The sequence below is a fragment of the Streptosporangium sp. NPDC048047 genome (assembly GCF_040653115.1).
In the GTDB taxonomy this organism is placed as follows: Bacteria; Actinomycetota; Actinomycetes; order Streptosporangiales; family Streptosporangiaceae; genus Streptosporangium.
Genome location: NZ_JBEZNH010000046.1, coordinates 23,520 through 41,107 on the forward strand (window position 1 = coordinate 23,520; position 17,588 = coordinate 41,107).

The 17,588-nt window shown below is 72.3% G+C and carries 11 protein-coding genes; 8 read left to right on the plus strand and 3 right to left on the minus strand.

Annotated elements, in window-relative coordinates:
- Nucleotides 1–123: 123 nt before the first annotated feature.
- Together AB0D67_RS29575 and ctaD are read right to left on the minus strand one after the other, a co-directional pair.
- Nucleotides 124–2,895, minus strand: a complete 2,772-nt coding sequence (locus tag AB0D67_RS29575; RefSeq protein WP_362943119.1) for an immune inhibitor A domain-containing protein — start codon at nt 2,893–2,895, stop codon at nt 124–126.
- Nucleotides 2,896–3,398: 503 nt separating this feature from the next.
- A complete protein-coding gene (gene ctaD, locus AB0D67_RS29580) occupies nt 3,399–5,072 on the minus strand; it encodes a cytochrome c oxidase subunit I (protein ID WP_362943122.1) in 1,674 nt (557 codons plus the stop codon).
- Between the two features lie 290 nt (nt 5,073–5,362).
- On the opposite strand from ctaD, the gene AB0D67_RS29585 reads away from it, so the two are divergent.
- On the plus strand, nt 5,363–6,724 hold the full coding sequence (locus tag AB0D67_RS29585) for an FAD-linked oxidase C-terminal domain-containing protein (protein ID WP_362943125.1): 1,362 nt from the start codon (nt 5,363–5,365) through the stop codon (nt 6,722–6,724).
- A 250-nt stretch (nt 6,725–6,974) separates the two neighbouring features.
- On the plus strand, nt 6,975–8,945 hold the full coding sequence (locus AB0D67_RS29590; RefSeq protein WP_362943128.1) for a protein kinase: 1,971 nt from the start codon (nt 6,975–6,977) through the stop codon (nt 8,943–8,945).
- A 58-nt stretch (nt 8,946–9,003) separates the two neighbouring features.
- Here AB0D67_RS29590 and AB0D67_RS29595 read toward each other — a convergent pair whose 3' ends face one another.
- Nucleotides 9,004–9,231 (minus strand): hypothetical protein, encoded by a 228-nt coding sequence (locus AB0D67_RS29595; RefSeq protein WP_362943131.1) that lies wholly within the window; start codon nt 9,229–9,231, stop codon nt 9,004–9,006.
- Between the two features lie 320 nt (nt 9,232–9,551).
- On the opposite strand from AB0D67_RS29595, the gene AB0D67_RS29600 reads away from it, so the two are divergent.
- From AB0D67_RS29600 to AB0D67_RS29625, 6 genes are all read left to right on the plus strand, one after another.
- On the plus strand, nt 9,552–11,084 hold the full coding sequence (locus tag AB0D67_RS29600; protein WP_362943227.1) for a carboxyl transferase domain-containing protein: 1,533 nt from the start codon (nt 9,552–9,554) through the stop codon (nt 11,082–11,084).
- 171 nt (nt 11,085–11,255) lie between these two features.
- Entirely contained in the window at nt 11,256–13,352 is a 2,097-nt protein-coding gene (locus AB0D67_RS29605; RefSeq protein WP_362943134.1) for a biotin carboxylase N-terminal domain-containing protein, read from the plus strand.
- Nucleotides 13,349–14,155: an enoyl-CoA hydratase-related protein gene (locus AB0D67_RS29610; RefSeq protein WP_362943137.1), complete on the plus strand. Its 807-nt coding sequence runs from the start codon at nt 13,349–13,351 to the stop codon at nt 14,153–14,155. Before AB0D67_RS29605 ends, AB0D67_RS29610 begins: the two co-directional genes overlap by 4 nt.
- Nucleotides 14,156–14,267: 112 nt before the next feature.
- A complete protein-coding gene (locus AB0D67_RS29615; protein ID WP_362943140.1) occupies nt 14,268–16,043 on the plus strand; it encodes an acyclic terpene utilization AtuA family protein in 1,776 nt (591 codons plus the stop codon).
- 300 nt (nt 16,044–16,343) lie between these two features.
- Entirely contained in the window at nt 16,344–16,556 is a 213-nt protein-coding gene (locus AB0D67_RS29620; RefSeq protein WP_362943143.1) for a hypothetical protein, read from the plus strand.
- Between the two features lie 146 nt (nt 16,557–16,702).
- Complete coding sequence (locus AB0D67_RS29625; RefSeq protein WP_362943146.1) at nt 16,703–17,554, plus strand: helix-turn-helix transcriptional regulator; 852 nt, start codon at nt 16,703–16,705, stop codon at nt 17,552–17,554.
- The last annotated feature ends 34 nt before the right edge of the window (nt 17,555–17,588 follow it).

Sequence of the window (17,588 nt, forward strand, 5' to 3'; positions counted from 1 at the left end):
CCCGCCGTCGGTGACGGCGGGGCCATACACGGTTCCCGGCCGGGGGAACCGGGCCGCCCGGGAGAACCGGGCGGTCCGGGACCGGGTGGTCAGGCGGTCAGGCGGTCAGGCGGACCTTCCGGGTCACTTGGACGGCGGGGTCACCTGGACGATCGCCCCGAGGTTGCCGGGCAGCGGGGAGATCAGCTTGAGCTTCACGCCCAGCGCCTTGCCCTCGTCGCCGGGGTTGCCGGAGCCGAGGACGTGGCCGTCGCCCAGGTCGGTGCCGTACAGGTCGGTGGCCGGGGTGCCGTCGGGGTTGACGACCCGGGTGCTGTAGGGCTGGTCGCCCTTGGACGGGACGACCACCGAGGCGTCGAAGTCGCGGTAGTACAGGTTGCCGTCGCGGGACTCGAAGCCCGGGTACCAGGTCTTGGCGTCGGTGAACTCGCGCACCCCGTTCTGGGCCGGCAGCTTGCTGCAGTAGGCGCTGAACGGCTCGCCCGGGCCCTCGATGCACTCGGTGAAGGGGTAGGTCTTGCCGAAGGAGAAGGCCGCGTTCGAGGTCTGCATACGGCCGGGCAGGTTCTTCAGCACGGTCGGGTCCTTCTCGGCCCCCGCGCCGTTGCGGCGGAGCGGGTCGAAGTGGGAGTCGACCAGGAGGAGGCTGCCCTTGGAGCCGATGCTCGGCGCCAGATCCAGGTTGCCGACGATGGAGTTGTTGGTGTAGGTGGAGTCGCGGTACCACACCAGCAGGCCGGGCGCGTTGTACTTGACCTTCTCCACCTTCCACGCGCCGTCACGGGAGTAGTTGGTGGTGTAGGTGTACTGCAGGCCCTTGTCGAAGCCGTCGAAGTTGCGCCACTCCGCGAGGTAGAAGCGGGAGATCTCGCGGTAGCCGTCGTTGACGATCCAGCCCTGGCCGTGGGTGTTGGTGAAGGTGCCGCCGCTGGTGGTCCAGCCGTTGTTGCCGCCCTCGACGTCGTCGCTCCAGACGGTCTGGCCGCCGTTGGTGAGCGCGAAGTCGTCCACGTGCCAGCTGCGCGGGGTGAAGGCCGCGTCGGTGTCGTAGACCAGGCGCAGCTTGATGTCCTTGCCCGCGTACGGGGTCAGGTCGACGTAGTCGTGCCGCCAGCCGTCGGTGTCGCCGGTGAGGCCGTACTTGCGGTTGTTGAACTTGGCGAGGTTCTTGTTGGGGTCGGGGTAGTCGTCACCGGTCGAGACCAGGGCGCCGCCCTCGGTGTAGACCTTCAGCTGGCTCCAGGTGGAGCCGCCGTCGGTGGACGCCTCGACGAAGCCGAAGTCCCAGTCCTGCTCGATCTCGTAGTTGTTCCAGAGCCAGAACTTCACGTCGGAGCCGGCCGGGACCTGGACGTCGCGGGCGAGCTTGACGTCGCCCCACTCCTGGTCGAGGTTGGACCACCACATCTTCGTGCCGCTGTGCGGCGCGATCATCTTCAGCGGCGCGCTGGGCACGTTCACCCGGACGCCGTCCTGGGTGAGCTTGGGCGTGCGCGACGCCTGGCCGATCGTCACGAGGCGGGAGGAGTCACCGGCGTTGAAAACCTTGGGGTTGGCCCAGCCGAGGACCCACTTGTCCCAGATGCCCATGTGGGTGGGCATGGACTGGAAGATCGGGCCGCTGTGCGAGCCGCTGGACATCAGGTCCCAGAAGTCGACCGCGGAGGACCCCTGGCCGGTGGTGTCGTACAGGTCCGGCAGGCCCAGGTCGTGGCCGTACTCGTGGGCGAAGACGCCGACGCCGGAGTCCTCCGGCTGGACGATGTAGTTGGAGATCTTCACGTCCTTGCCGGGCACCTTGTAGCCGCCGGCCACCGCGCTGGAGTGCGCCCAGATCGCGTAGGGGCCCTCGGCGCCGCCGTCGGAGGACTTGTCCTTGCCGGCGTGGACCAGCACCAGGTGGTCCACCACGCCGTCGGGCTCGGCGAAGTTGCCGTCGCCGTCGGCGTCGGCGACGTCCTCGACGTCGTAGTCGGCCCAGGGGAAGTTCGGGTCGGCGGCGGCGAGGGAGTCGACCGCGTCGATGGCGAGCTGGCCCGGGCCGAGCGGGTTGCTCGGGTGGCCGGTCATGTCCTGGGGCTCTTGGCCGCAGGCGCGGGCGCCGTAGTAGGCCTCGGAGTGCGGGACCTTGATCCACGGGCTCGCCTGACCGCTGACGGTGTAGGCGCCCTTGGACATCTCCTCGTACATGTTCTTCATGGTGGAGCCGGAGATGTCGATGCCCTTGCGGCCGTCCCGGGGGTCGGTCAGGTCGGGGCGGACCCGCTCGGTGATGCCCTTGGAGCTGTAAAGCATCTTGTTGAAGTGCTCGGGGCTGAAGTCCGACACCCAGAAGCTGTTGTTGTCCTTGTGCGGCAGCTTCGCCGGGTCGGGGATCTTGTTGTGCAGCGGACCGTTGATCAGCGTGCCCGGAGGCTCGGTCACGCACTCGTCCTCGGTCACGCTCTTGGGACGGCTGAAGCCCGAGAAGTCGTCGTTGGCCTTGTCGTTGAACTCCACCAGGAGGGTGAGGAGCTTGGCCTGCTTGACGACCTTCGACTTCTTGAACAGGAACTCGGCCGGGTTGAGCCCGGTCCTGATCGCCTGGGCCTCGCGGGCGGCCAGCACCCGGGCCGCGGCGGGGTTGCCCTCGGAATACTTGCGGTTGACCTTCTTCGCCGCGATGGCCTGACGCGCCTTGGCGCGCGAGCCGGGGACGGCCGGGTCGGCCACCTCCGGCTCTTCCCTGGGCGGCGCGTAGTTGATGTAGTAATCGGCCGCGGACGGCTGGTACCGGGCGACCGAAGTGTCGGCCTGCGCCGACTGGCCGCCGACGGCCAGTCCCGCGGCGGCCAGGCCGACCACAGGCACCAGCGCGAGAACGCGCCTGCGGATGCCTCTGCCTCTACTGGACAACGCATACCCTCCCTGCCCGGGTTCGCCGGGCGCGGACATCCCTGCGTGCCGTGTGCACGCGCCGACGGGGACGTTAGACGAGAAGGTAAAGCAAGAGTAAAGACGTCGGCTTTATGTTGCGAAACTGTAATTGAGAGCCTTTTGTCGCGTAAATACGTTATGTCGCTCCTTGATCCTTTACTGAAGGTCAATCGGCAGGTCGGGCGCGGTAGGCCACCGACGTGCGGGCCGGACGGGGGGAGGCGGACCGTACGGGGACCGCCGTACGGGACCGTGCGCATGGCGGGAGGATCACGCGGCGGACGGGGGCACGCGACGGACGGGCGTCACGGGGGCGCGGGCCGTACGACGGGCGTCACGGACGGGCCGGCCGTACGGCGGGCGTCACGGGGTGCCGGGACACGGCGACGCCCCGGCACCGGGGTGCCGGGGCGTCAGGGCGTCAGGGCGTCGGGGCGTCGGGGCGACGCCGGCGCGACGTCAGGACGGGAGGGACCGGGCGGTCAGATCTCCTCCCGCGGGGCGGTCGGGTCGAGCTGGCGCGGCTGGGTCTTCACCCTGGGGTGGTGCAGGTCGAAGGCCGGACGCTCGGAGCGGATGCGCGGCAGCGAGGTGAAGTTGTGCCGCGGCGGCGGGCAGGAGGTCGCCCACTCCAGGGAGTTCCCGAACCCCCAGGGGTCGTCCACCGTGACCCGCTCCCCGTGGCGGAAGGACCACCAGACGTTGTAGAAGAACGGCAGCGTGGAGGCTCCGAGGACGAACGCGCCGATCGAGGAGATCATGTTCAGGCCGGTGAAGCCGTCGATCGCGCTGTAGTCGGCGTAGCGGCGCGGGAAGCCCTCGACGCCGAGCCAGTGCTGGACCAGGAAGGTGGTGTGGAACCCGATGAACAGCAGCCAGAAATGGATCTTGCCGATCGTCTCGTTCATCATCCGCCCGGTCAGCTTCGGCCACCAGAAGTAGAACCCCGCGAACATCGCGAAGACCACGGTGCCGAAGACGACGTAGTGGAAGTGGGCCACCACGAAGTAGGAGTCGGTCACGTGGAAGTCCAGCGGCGGCGAGGCGAGGATGACGCCGGTCAGGCCGCCGAGCAGGAAGGTGACCAGGAAGCCGACCGCGAACAGCATGGGGGTGGCGAAGGTCAGGTGGCCGCGCCACATGGTGCCGGTCCAGTTGAAGAACTTCACCCCGGTCGGGATCGCGATGAGGAAGGACATGAACGAGAAGAACGGCAGCAGCACCTGACCGGTCGGGAACATGTGGTGCGCCCACACGGTCATCGACAGTCCCGAGATGGCCATCGTCGCGCCGACCAGGCCGATGTAGCCGAAGACGGGCTTGCGGCTGAAGACCGGGATGACCTCGGTGATGATGCCGAAGAACGGCAGCGCGATGATGTACACCTCGGGATGGCCGAAGAACCAGAACAGGTGCTGCCACAGGATCGGCCCGCCGGTCTCGGGGGCGTAGATCTGGGCGTCGAGCTTCCGGTCGATGAACAGGGCCATCATCGCGGCGGCCAGCACCGGGAAGGCCATCAGCACCAGCATCGAGGTGAGCAGCACGTTCCAGGTGAAGATGGGCATCCGGAACATGGTCATGCCGGGGGCGCGCATGCAGATGATCGTGGTGATGAAGTTGACCGCGCCCAGGATCGTGCCCAGACCCGCGATGACCAGGCCGATGATCCACAGGTCGCCGCCGGCTCCGGGCGAGCTGACCATGCTCGACAGCGGGGTGTAGGCGAACCAGCCGAAGCTCGCCGCGCCGCCGGTGGTGAAGAAACCCGAGATGACGATGATCCCGCCGAACAGGAACAGCCAGTAGCTCACCATGTTCAGCCGGGGGAAGGCCACGTCGGGCGCGCCGATCTGCAGCGGCATGATCGCGTTGGCGAATCCGGCGAACAGCGGCGTGGCGAACAGCAGCAGCATCACCGCGCCGTGCATGGTGAACATCTGGTTGTACTGTTCCTGGCTGACGAACTGGAGGCCCGGCTGGAGCAGCTCCGCGCGGATGACCATCGCCATGAGCCCGGCGATCACGAAGAACGCGAACGACGTGATCAGATAGAGGTTCCCGATGATCTTGTGATCGGTCGTGGTCAGCCACGACACGATCAGGGAACCCTTGGCGGTGGGCGCGAGCGCGGGCCGCTGCTGCACAGTTGTCACAGCCGGCTCCTTCCGGTTGGCGACGGCCGGATACGGCGGAACTCCCCGTTCGTTCACCAGCCCTCTGCCCGGTGCGGATAACCCGAACACGCGGCACGAGTAGCTACATAGTCAACTAATCGTCTCATTAAGGTAATTAAGCTCAAAATCTACACTTACAGGGAGAATTCGCCCTTATTTCCCGAATTCTCGCATCGGGCCGGACCCCGTCCGCACCCGGGTCCCCCCGGCGGAGCCCCGGGGCCGACTCCCGGTCAGGGCGGCTCGACCCGAGGGCTTAAAGTCCCCTTGTGACTGCTATCGCCGAACTCACCGCCGCGCTCGCACCCGGAAAGATCCTGACCGACCCCGACGTGACCGACTCCTACGCCCGGGACCGGACCTTCCTGGAGCCGGGCAAGCCCCTGGCCGTCGTGCTGGCCGAGAGCCGCGACGACGTGGTGGCCGTCATGCGATGGGCGACCCGTCACCGGGTGCCGGTGGTGCCCCGGGGCGCCGGGACCGGCCTGGCGGGCGGAGCCACCTCGGTGGACGGCGGCGTGGTGCTGGCGCTGCACAAGATGACCGCGATCCGGGAGCTGTCCCCGGCCGACGAGATCGCCGTGGTGGAGCCCGGCGTCATCACCGCCGACCTGGACAGGGCGGCCCGCGAGCACGGGCTGATGTACGCCCCCGACCCCTCCTCCTACGAGATCTCCACGATCGGCGGCAACCTCGCCACCAACGCGGGCGGGCTGCGGTGCGTGAAGTACGGCGTGACCCGCGACTCGGCGCTGGGCCTGGAGGTCGTCCTGGCCGACGGGCGGGTCGTCGACACCGGCAGGCGCACGGTCAAGGGCGTGACGGGCTACGACCTGACCGGCCTGTTCGTCGGCTCGGAGGGGACGCTCGGGATCATCACGGCGGCCACCGTACGGCTGCGCCGCGCCCCCGCCTCCTACCCGGCGACGATCGCCGCCGAGTTCACCTCCCTGCGGGACGCCGCCGCCGCGGTCTCGGCGATCATCGCGGCCGGGTGCCAGCCGTCGCTGCTGGAGATGCTCGACCGGACCACGCTCGAGGCCGTCGACGCCTGGCGCAACATCGGGCTGGAGCCGGCCACCAAGGCGATGCTGATCGGGCAGGCGGACTCCGCCGACGCCGACGCCGTCGCCGCGCGCATGTCGGAGCTGTGCGAGGCCGACGGGGCGTCCTTCGTGGCGGTCTCCTCCACCCCCCAGGAGGCCCAGGAGCTGATCGGGGTCCGCCGGATGGCCTACCAGGCCAAGGAACGGCTGGGCAAGTGCCTGGTGGAGGACGTGTGCGTGCCGCGCTCGGCACTGCCGTTCATGATCGAGAAGATCGAGGCCATCGCGGCGCGGCACGACGCGCTGATCGCCACGGTCGCCCACGCCGGCGACGGCAACCTGCACCCGGTCTTCATCTTCGACCACGCCCTGACCGAGCCGCCGCCGAACGTGTGGGCCGCGGCCGACGAGGTCTTCCGGGAGGCGCTGGCCATGGGCGGCACGCTCACCGGCGAGCACGGCGTCGGGCTGCTGAAGCGGCGCTGGCTGGCGCTGGAGACCGGGCCGGTCACCGAGGAGCTGCACCACGGGATCAAGGATCTCTTCGACCCGCTCGGCATCCTCAACCCCGGCAAGGCCATCTGAGCCGCTCGCCCGCCGGGGCCGCCCGGCGACCCGGGTGGCCCCGGCGGGCCCGGGTACGGCGGAGCGCCCGTTCACCGAGGCCGGGAAGGTCCCGGCGGCCCGCCCGGACCGGCGGTGACCGGTGAGGTGTGGCGGAAAACATCCGTCCCCGCGCTCACGCTGGTAGCGTGCTGCCCCAGATAAACCTATTTTTTGGCTTTTGTCGGGGGTCGTTGTGGTAGAGCCGCTCGCAGCGGGGGATCCCCCGCGGTTGGGCCAGTACGAGCTGACCGGCCGCCTGGGGGAGGGCGGTCAGGGGGTCGTCTTCCTCGGGCGCGGACCGGCGGGTGAGCAGGTCGCCGTCAAGCTCCTGCATCACGGCCTGGCCTCCGACCCCGAGGCGCGGTCACGGTTCCTGCGGGAGGTCTCGGTCGCCCAGCGGGTCGCCCGGTTCTGCACCGCCTCGGTGCTCCACGCCGACCTCGCGGGCAGTCAGCCGTACGTCGTCAGCGAGTACGTGCCGGGGCCGTCGCTGCGGCAGCTGGTCCTCACCGAGGGGCCGCGCCGGGGGGCCGCGCTCGACCGCCTCGCGATGAGCACGGCCACCGCGCTGTCGGCGATCCACCGCGCGGGGATCCTGCACCGGGACTTCAAGCCCGCCAACGTGCTGATGGGGCCGGAGGGCCCCGTCGTGATCGACTTCGGCATCGCCAGGGCGCTGGACTCCCCCGGCCTGACCTCCACCGGGACGGCCGTGGGCACGCCGTCCTACCTCGCCCCCGAGCAGCTCGGCGACGGCGAGGTGACGGCCGCGGCCGACGTGTTCGCCTGGGGCGTCACGATGGTCTTCGCCGCGACCGGCAAGCCCGCGTTCGGCGCGGACTCCATCCCGGTGGTGATGAACCGGATCCTCACCGCCGAGCCCGACCTCGGCGCGCTGGAGGGGCAGCTGCACTCCCTGGTGACCGCGTGCCTGTCCAAGGACCCGGCGGCGCGGCCCACCGCCGAGGAGCTGGTGAGCCACCTGATGGGTTCGACGATCCCCTCCCCCGCCCGCGGGCGGGGCCGTCCCGCCGCCCAGGACCAGGCCGCCCAGGACCAGGCCGCTCGGGACCAGGCCGCTCGGGACCGGGCCGCTCGGGACCGGGCCGCGCAGACCCCGTCCGCGGTGCCGCCTCCGCCCGCCCCCGCCCGGCCGGGCCCGCCGGGTTCCACCCCGGCCGCCGCCGGCCCCCCACACCCCGGCGCCCCACACCCCGGCGCCGTCTCCGGCCTCCCGCACCCCGGCGGCGCCCCCGGTCCGGCCGGCTCGGGGGCCTCCCGCCCCGGTGCCGCTCCCGGTCCGGCCGTCCCCGGTGATCCGTCCCGGCCGGGCAGGCCCGCGCCGAAGCCGCGCCGGCCGAGCGGCCTCCTGCTCGCGAGCGTGGCGGGCGTGGCCGCGCTGGCGGTCGCCACGGGCACCGTGGTGATCCTCAACGGCGACGAGCGGACCTCCGCCGCCGAGGCCGCCGAGGCGTCCAGGAGCGCGGAGGCGAACCCCACCCGGCAGGCCGGAGAGCCCGAGCAGCCGGAGTCCGAGCTCATGCCCGACGAACCGCCCGCGGCGTGGGAGTCGCCCGCGCCGAAGCCGAGCCCCTCGCCCACCGTCCGGGCCGGCCGGGAGCGGACCGTCGCGCCCCAGCCGCCCAGGACGCCCAAGCCGACGGCCACCGAAGCGGGCGGCGGCTCCGGTGACCGTGGGCAGCCGCGGCAGACCGCGGACCAGGACACGGTGGAGCCGGGCGACCCGTCGTCCGACTCCACCGGCTCCACCGGGAAGCCGGCCACCGCGCCGCCGCGGGCCACCACCAAGCCGACGACCGCGCCGAAGCCGAAACCGAGCGCCACGACGTCCAAGCCCAAGCCCGCGCCGAAGCCCAACCCCTACACCGCGACCGGCGTCTGCGGCTCCGGCTACAAGGTGATCGACTCCCACGCCCTGTCGTCCTCGGCCACCGTCTACCTGCTCTACAACTCGGGGGCGGGCCGCAACTGCGTGGTGACCATGTCGAAGTACGTGGTCCCGGGGAAGATCTCCATGAACGCGATCCTCCAGGTGAAGGGCGGCTCCTCCGGCGGCAACCCGGGCTCCTACACCGCCTACGCCGGGCCGGTGCGGCTCCCCGGCGCCAAGAAGTGCGTCATCTGGGGCGGCTCGTACGGCTCGGCGTCATGGAAGAGCGGCTGGAGCCACTGCGGCTGACCCGGAAGACGCCGGACCGGCCCCGGACGGGACCGGTCCGACGGAGGCACCGCGCCCGTCAGGTCCCGAGCGGCCTCCGGGCGGCGTTCACCCGTCCGCCGCGCTCCCGCTCCGCGGTCCTCCCGCGGTCCCAGAACGCGTACGACAGCGTCGCCCCGCCCGTGAGGCCGTACCCGAGGACGAGGCCCAGGATCATGTCGTCCAGCAGGACCGAGAGGACGATCGACAGCACGGTGCCCGACACGGCGAAGAGGAGGACGGTCCGTATCGCCCTCGACGGCTTCATGTGCCCGAACGCACCGAACAGAAGATGCCTTTGCTTCCTCGATAGGTTCATGATCTCCAGGTGCCACGGACCGGCCGGAGCAAACGTTCCCGCCGCCGTTCCGGCGCGTATTCTCCGCTTCCGCCGCAACACGTGTCATCGCCCCTGTCGGAGCGCCGGAGCGTCGGCTACCTTGCTGGAGTGATCGTCAACTCTGGGACGGTGGCCGGGCGGAGGCGCCCGGCGCGCGGCAGGCGGGGCAGGCGGACGGACACCGGGCGGGACGCCCGGTGAGCGGGCCGGACATCTCCGGGGACGACTACCGGGCGCGGCGCGCGGCGATGCTCGCCAAGCTGGCCGAACTCGACGCCGAGCACGCCAGGGCGGTCGCCGGGGGCGGCCCGAAGTACGTCGAGCGACACCGCGCGCGGGGCGGACTGCTCGCCCGGGAGCGGATCGAGCTGCTCGTCGACCCCGACTCGGCCTTCCTGGAGCTCTCGCCACTGGCGGGCTGGGGCACCGAGTTCCCCGTCGGGGCGAGCGTGGTCACCGGGATCGGCGTGGTCGAGGGCGTCGAGTGCGTGATCGTCGCCAACGACCCCACCGTGCGCGGCGGCTCCACCAACCCCTGGACGCTGCGCAAGACGCTCCGCGCCGCCGACATCGCCCTGGCCAACCGGCTGCCGCTGATCAACCTGGTGGAGTCCGGCGGGGCCGACCTGCCGACCCAGAAAGAGATCTTCATCCCCGGCGGGCGGGTCTTCCGGAACCTGACCCGGCTGTCGGCCGCCGGGATCCCGACCATCGCCCTGGTGTTCGGCAGCTCGACCGCCGGCGGCGCCTACGTCCCCGGGCTGAGCGACCACGTGGTGATGGTCAGCGGGCGGGCGAAGGTCTTCCTGGGCGGGCCGCCGCTGGTGAAGATGGCCACCGGGGAGGAGGCAGAGGAGGAGGCGCTGGGCGGCGCCGAGATGCACGCCCGGGTCAGCGGGCTCGCCGACCACCTCGCCGCCGACGAGCACGACGCGCTGCGCATCGGGCGGCGGATCGTGCGCAACCTCAACCACCGCCGGGCGGGCCCGGCCCCCGGGCCCGTGCGCGAGCCCCGGCACGACGCCGACGAGCTGCTCGGCATCGTGCCGGAGGACCTGCGGGTCCCCTTCGACCCGCGCGAGGTGATCGTGCGGATCGTGGACGGCGGCGGGTTCGACGAGTTCAAGCCCCTGTACGGCACGAGCCTGGTGACCGGCTGGTCGCGGCTGCACGGCCACCCGATCGGGATCCTGGCCAACGCCCGGGGCGTGCTGTTCAGCGAGGAGTCCCAGAAGGCCGCCCAGTTCATCCAGCTCGCGAACCAGGCCCGCACGCCGCTGGTCTTCCTGCAGAACACCACGGGCTACATGGTCGGCACGGACTACGAGCGCGGCGGCATCGTCAAGCACGGCTCCATGATGATCAACGCGGTGGCCAACTCGACGGTCCCGCACCTCACGGTCGTCATGGGCGCCTCCTACGGCGCCGGCAACTACGGCATGTGCGGCCGGGCCTACGACCCCCGGTTCCTGTTCACCTGGCCGAGCGCGAAGTCGGCCGTCATGGGGCCGGCGCAGCTCGCCGGGGTGCTGTCCATCGTGGGCCGCGCCGCGGCGCGGGCCAGGGGACAGGACTACGACGAGGAGGGCGACGCGGCCATGCGCGAGATGGTCGAGCGGCAGATCGAGGCCGAGTCGCTGCCCTTCTTCCTGTCCGGCCGCCTGTACGACGACGGGGTCATCGACCCCCGCGACACCCGCACCGTCCTCGGCCTGTGCCTGTCGGCCGTCGGCAACGCCCCCGTCCCGGAGCCCGCGGGCTTCGGCGTCTTCCGGATGTGAGCCCGTGATCCTGACCCTTCCGGCGGCCCCCGCGGCGCCCCTTCCGGCCTCCCCTCCGCACAAGGGAGAACCGGCTCCCACCGGGAACCCGGTCGCCCTCCCGGTGGTCCGCGCGGCCGCCGGGCCGTCCGCCGCGCGCCCGTCACGGCGCCCGCGTCCGGGAGGCCGCCGATGATCGGACGCCTCCTCGTCGCCAACCGCGGTGAGATCGCCCGCCGGGTCCTCCGTACCTGCCGGGACCTCGGCATCGAGACCGTGGCGGTGTTCTCCGACGCCGACGCGGGCGCCCCCCACGCCGCCGAGGCCGACCACGCCGTACGGCTGCCCGGCGACGAGCCCGCCGCCACCTACCTGTCCGCGGCGCGGATCGTCGAGGCGGCCCTGCGGGCCGGGGCCGACGCGGTCCACCCCGGCTACGGCTTCCTGTCGGAGAACGCCGCGTTCGCGCGGGCCGTGCTGGACGCCGGCCTGACGTGGGTCGGCCCGCCCCCGGAGGCCGTGGCCGCCATGGGCTCCAAGATCCAGGCCAAGGCGCTGATGGCCGCGGCCGGGGTCCCGGTGCTCCCCGGCTTCACCGCCGGGCCGGACGGCTCCGCCGGCGACCTCGAACGCGACGTGCGGGCCCTGATCGAGCGCGAGCCGGCCTCCGCGGGCCGGGGGGCGCTGCTGGTGAAGGCGTCGGCGGGCGGCGGCGGGCGCGGGATGCGGGTCGTGGAGCCGGGCGGCGACCTCGCCGCCGCGGTCGAGTCGGCCCGGCGGGAGGCCGAGGCGGCGTTCGGGGACGGGACGGTCTTCGTCGAGCCCCTCCTGGAGCGGGCCCGGCACGTCGAGGTCCAGATCATGGCCGACCGCCACGGGACGGTGTGGGCGCTGGGCGAGCGGGAGTGCTCGATCCAGCGGCGGCACCAGAAGGTGATCGAGGAGGCCCCGTCCCCGGCGATCTCCCCCGCCTCCAGGGTCCGGCTGTGCCACGCGGCGGTCACCGCCGCCAGGGCCGTCGGGTACGTCGGGGCGGGCACGGTGGAGTTCCTCGTCTCCGGCGACACCGTCGCGTTCCTGGAGATGAACACCCGCCTGCAGGTCGAGCACCCCGTCACCGAGTGCGTGCACGGCGTCGACCTGGTCGAGCTGCAGATCCGGGTGGCCGAGGGCGCGCGGCTGCCCGAGGCGCCCCCGCGGGCGTCGGGCCACGCCGTCGAGGCGCGGCTGTACGCCGAGGACCCCGGGCGCGACTGGCTGCCGCAGGCCGGTGTCCTGCACCTCCTGGACGTCCCCGGGGTGGACGTCCGCTTCGCCCCGCCGCCGCCCGGCGCGTCCCGCTGCCTGCGGCTGGACTCCGGCGTCGAGGACGGCTGCGAGATCGGCGTCCACTACGACCCGATGCTCGCCAAGGTCGTCTCCTACGCCCCCGACCGGGCCGAGGCCGTACGCCGGCTCGCCGCGGCCCTGGCGTCCGCGCGGATCCACGGCCTCGTCACCAACCGCGACCTGCTGGTGCGGGTCCTGCGGCACGAGGCGTTCCGCTCCGGGGACACCCACACCGGATTCCTCGCCGAGCACGACCTGACCGCCGCACTCACCGAACCCGGCACGTCCACCGGGTCCGCCGGGCCCGCCGGGACCTCCGCCGTCCCGTCGGCCGCCGTGCCGGCCACTCCGCCCGGCACGGGCCAGGGCCCGCCCGTCCTGCCCCTGTCGGCCCTGGCCGCGGCCCTGGCGCAGGCCGCGGCCAACCGCGCCGCCGCCCCCGTCCAGGCGGGGCTGCCCGCCGGGTGGCGCAACGTGGTCTCCCAGCCCCGCCGTACGGACTTCGCCGAGGCGCGGGTCTCCTACCTGATCACCCGGGACGGGCTGCGGGCCGAGGGCCTGCCGGACACGATCCTGGTCTCCGCCGCCCCCGACCTGGTGGTCCTGGAGACCTCCGGCGTACGGCACCGCTTCGCCGTCGCCCGCTACGACGGCGTGACGCACGTGGACTCCCCCCTCGGCCCGGTACGGCTCACCCCGCTGCCCCGCCTGCCCGAGCCGGCCGGGCGCACGGCCCCGGGCTCCCTGCTCGCGCCCATGCCCGGTACGGTGCTTCGCGTCGAGGTCAAGCCCGCCGATCTCGTCACCGCCGGGCAGACGGTCCTGGTGCTGGAGGCGATGAAGATGGAGCACCGCGTCGCCGCCCCGGCCTCCGGCGCGGTCTCCGCGGTGAACGTCGCCCCGGGCGACCGGGTAGAGGCGGGCGCCGTGCTGGCAGTGATCGAGGAGAGTGGCGGATGAACGTCGTTGACGAGCGGCCGGTGGAGCCCCTGGTGCGCGGGGAGGCGGCCGGCGGGATCGCGACGATCACGCTCGACTCGCCGCGCAACCGCAACGCGCTGTCGGTGCGGCTGCTGGGCGAGCTGCGCGACCACCTCGACCGGGCGCTCGCCGACGACGGCGTGCGGGTGATCGTGCTGACCGGGACCGGTCCGGTGTTCTGCGCGGGCGCCGACCTCAAGGAGCAGCGGCTCGGCCCGGGGGCGGCCAGGAACGCCCCGGTCACCGCGTCCTTCCCGGAGATCATGCGCCTGGTCTGGGAGAGCCCCAAGCCGGTGATCTGCCGCCTGAACGGCACCGCCCGCGCCGGCGGGCTGGGCCTGGTGGCCGCCTGCGACTTCGCGATCGCGCCGGACACGGCGTCGTTCGCGTTCACCGAGGTGCGGCTCGGCGTGGTCCCGGCGATGATCTCGGTGACCGTGCTGCGGCGGCTGGACCCGCGGGCCGCGGCCGAGTACCTCATGACCGGGGAGACCTTCGATGCCGCCCGCGCCCAGGAGATCGGCCTGCTCACCCGCGCCGTGCCCGAGGCCGAGCTGGACGGCACGGTCGCCCACTACGCAGGCATGCTGCTGCGCGGCGGCCCCGAGGCGCTCGCGCTGACCAAGCGGCTGGTGCGGACCGTGCCGGCGATACCGCTGGAGGAGGGCATGCGCCGCATGGCCGAGCTGTCGGCCGAGCGGTTCACCTCCGCCGAGGGCCAGGAGGGCATCGCCGCGTTCATGGAGAAGCGCCCGGCGTCCTGGGTGCCGCCGGGCGCCTGACGGCCTTCTCGCCGGCCGTACGGTGTCCCGCCCGCGCCACGTCCCTTCCCTCCCTGTCCTGCCCGCCCTGTCCTGTCCTGTCCTGTCCGCCGCGGTCTTCGCAGGAGGTCCGATGTTGCGCGTCGCGAACTGTTCCGGCTTCTACGGCGACCGCCTGTCGGCCGCCCGGGAGATGGTTGAGGGCGGCCCGATCGACGTCCTCACCGGCGACTGGCTCGCCGAGCTGACCATGCTGATCCTGGCTGGGAACCGCGCGAAGGGCCGCCCCGGGTACGCGACCACCTTCCTGCGGCAGCTCGAGGAGGTCCTCGGCACGTGCGTGGACCGTGGCATCCGGATCGTCTCCAACGCGGGCGGCCTCGACCCGGCCGGGTGCGCCGGGGCGGTGGCCGATCTGGCGGACCGGCTCGGGCTGCGGGTACGGGTCGCGCACGTCACCGGGGACGACCTGTCCGGCCGTGACCCGCGCGGCATGCGCGACCCGGAGACCGGGGAGCCGCTGACCACGACCCCGCTGACCGCCAACGCCTACCTGGGCGGCCGGCCGATCGCCGCCGCCCTGTCGGCCGGCGCGGACGTCGTGGTGACCGGCCGGGTCACCGACGCCGCGCTGGTCACCGGCCCGGGGATCTGGCGGTACGGCTGGCGGCCCGGCGACCACGACGCGCTCGCCGGGTCGGTGGTCGCCGGGCACGTCATCGAGTGCGGCTGCCAGGCGACCGGCGGGAACTACGCCTTCTTCCGGGAGGTGCTCGACCCGGCGCGCTGCGGGTTCCCGCTGGTGGAGCTCGCGACCGACGGCTCATGCGTGGTCACCAAGCATCCCGGGACCGGGGGCCTGGTGTCGGTCGGGACCGTCACGGCGCAGCTGCTGTACGAGATCGGCTCCCCGCGCTACCTCGGCCCCGACGCGGTGGCGCGGTTCGACACGATCCGGCTGGAGCAGCAGGGGCCGGACCGGGTCCGGATCTCCGGGGTGCGCGGCGAGGCCCCGCCGCCGGACCTGAAGGTGGCGGTCACCTACCCGGCCGGATACCGCAACACCATGACCCTGGTCCTGACCGGCCTGGACATCGAGGCCAAGGCCCGCCTCGCCGAGGAGGCCGTCTGGGCCCGCGTGCCGAAGGAGACCTTCGACGAGGTCCACGTCGAACTCGTCCCGCTCGGCGCCGCGCCGGCGGGCGACCCGGCTCTCACCGGTCCGGCCGCTCCGGCGGGGGACGCTCACGGAACCGGTCCGTCCGGGGGCACGGCGCTGCTCCGCATCACGGTGCTGGACGCCGACCCGGGGAAGGCCGGGCGCGTCTTCTCCTCGGCCGTCGTGGAGACGGCCCTGGCGAGCTATCCGGGCTGCTACGCCCTGACCCCGCCGGGGAGCGCCACGCCGTACGGCGTCTACCGGCCCGCCCTGGTCCCGGCGGAGACCGTACGGCCCCGGGTCCGGCTCGACGGCGAGGAGATCGGCTGGGACGGCGGACCGGCGGAACGGGTTCCGGCGGGCGTGGGAGACGACCCGGTGACGGCACGGATCCCGTCCGGCGGGGAGGACGATCCGGTGACGGCGCGGGTTCCGCTGGGGACGATCGCGGGCGCCCGGTCGGGCGACAAGGGCGGCGACGCCAACCTGGGGGTGTGGGTGAGCACGCCCGAGCGGTTCGGGTGGCTGGCCGGTCACCTGACGGCCGAGCGCCTGGCCCGGCTCCTCCCGTCCGTCGCGGGTCTGCGGATCGAGCGTTTCGAGCTGCCGAACCTCCTCGCGCTCAACTTCGTCGTCCACGGCCTGCTGGGACGGGGCGTCTCGGCCGGCACCCGCCTGGACGCCCAGGCCAAGGCGCTCGGCGAGGAACTGCGCGCCGCTCTCACGGACGTCCCCCGCGCCCTGCTGTGAGGTCCCGCGCCGGCCCGTCATCGAACGCGACCCGGCCCTCGGCGGCCCCCGGCACCGCCGGGTGCCACTCGACCGGCCCTCCTCAGGACGGCCGCCACCCGAAACGGCCCGCCACCCGAAACGGCCCGCCGCCCGAAACGGCTCGTCATCGGGCACGACCCGTGGCCGGACGCGATTCGCCGCCGGATACGGACCAACAACAATTCGGTTTTTCTGTGCTCAGAACCACGAAAGGCACATCCGCAACCCTAGGATTGCTCGCAATTGCGACATGATCGTCGCCTAGGGAAGGATCGACTCATGCGTTTGCGGTTCCTCGGCTCCACGTCGGAGGCGGGCGCCTGCCCCTCCCTCTACGAGACCGACCGCGGCACCATCGTCGTCCAGGGCCTCCACGTCACCGACCCCGTGGCGCTGGCCGATCTGCTGCACGTCCTCGACGGCGAGACCGCGGTCGAGGTGCCGAGGGAATTGCTCGTGGATATCGCCCGGCGGGTGCTGCCCTCGGATTGATCACAATTGCGCCACGCGCTATGGCATGATCGGTTCTTTCGGGTCTAACCTCGTGCGGTCATGTGACGGCCGCGCGCCTGGAAAAGGGACCGGCCCCGGTGCGAGCGGCGGCGTCCGGCCTGTACGGCCGGCGGAGGAGACGACGGGTGAACGGGTTCCAGGAGGGCCGGACCGAGCTCGGCCTGCAACTGCGGCGGCTCCGCGAGTCGGCCGGCCTGTCCGGCAAGGATCTCGCCGAGCGGCTCAGATGGCAGGCGTCGAAGGTCTCCCGCCTGGAGAACGCCCGCCAGACCCCGACCGAGGACGACGTCACCCGGTGGGGACGCGCGCTCCAGGCCGACCCCGGCGCGGTCGAGGAGCTGGCCGAGCAGGTCAGGGCACTGCTGGATCGCCAGGACTCCTGGAGGCAGCGGAATCGCAACGGCCTGGCGACGCTACAGGAGGACATCCGCGACCGGGAGATGCGGACCTCGCTGTTCCGGGTGTTCGAGCCGGGCATCGTCGTCGGACTGCTGCAGACCACCGAGTACGCGCGGGGCGTCTTCACCCGGCTGAAGCGCATCTACCGGTCACCGGACGAGATCGACGCCGCCATCCGGGTGCGCATGAAGCGCCAGGAGATCCTCTACGACCAGGGCAAGACGTTCCGTTTCGTCCTGCCCGAGGCCGCCCTGCGCTACCGGCTGGCGTCGCCCGAGGTGATGCGGGGCCAGATCGACCGGCTGCTCGCCGTGACCACGCTGCCCAACGTGGAGTTCGGCGTCATCCCCTTCGAGGCGCCCCTGCCCTCGGCGCTTCTCAACGGCTTCTGGATCTACGACAGGGAGCAGGTCTCGGTGCCGACGAGGACCCGTGAGCTCATCCTGCGCGACCCCGAGGACATCGAGTTCTACGAGACGACGTTCGACGAGCTTCACGGCGTGGCGGCCTTCGGAGAGCAGGCCAGGACGGTGATGGCGCGGGTGCTGGACGACCTTCTCCGGCAATCTACGGATTAATCCCCCGCAATTGCTTGATCAGGGGGCCAAGATC

Coding starts and splice junctions, on each gene's coding strand:
- AB0D67_RS29595 (WP_362943131.1), bottom strand. CDS start 9,231: ATGAAGCCGTCGAGGGCGATACGGACCGTCCTCCTCTTCGCCGTGTCG.
- AB0D67_RS29605 (WP_362943134.1), top strand. CDS start 11,256: ATGATCGGACGCCTCCTCGTCGCCAACCGCGGTGAGATCGCCCGCCGG.
- AB0D67_RS29600 (WP_362943227.1), top strand. CDS start 9,552: ATGCTCGCCAAGCTGGCCGAACTCGACGCCGAGCACGCCAGGGCGGTC.
- AB0D67_RS29610 (WP_362943137.1), top strand. CDS start 13,349: ATGAACGTCGTTGACGAGCGGCCGGTGGAGCCCCTGGTGCGCGGGGAG.
- AB0D67_RS29615 (WP_362943140.1), top strand. CDS start 14,268: ATGTTGCGCGTCGCGAACTGTTCCGGCTTCTACGGCGACCGCCTGTCG.
- AB0D67_RS29620 (WP_362943143.1), top strand. CDS start 16,344: ATGCGTTTGCGGTTCCTCGGCTCCACGTCGGAGGCGGGCGCCTGCCCC.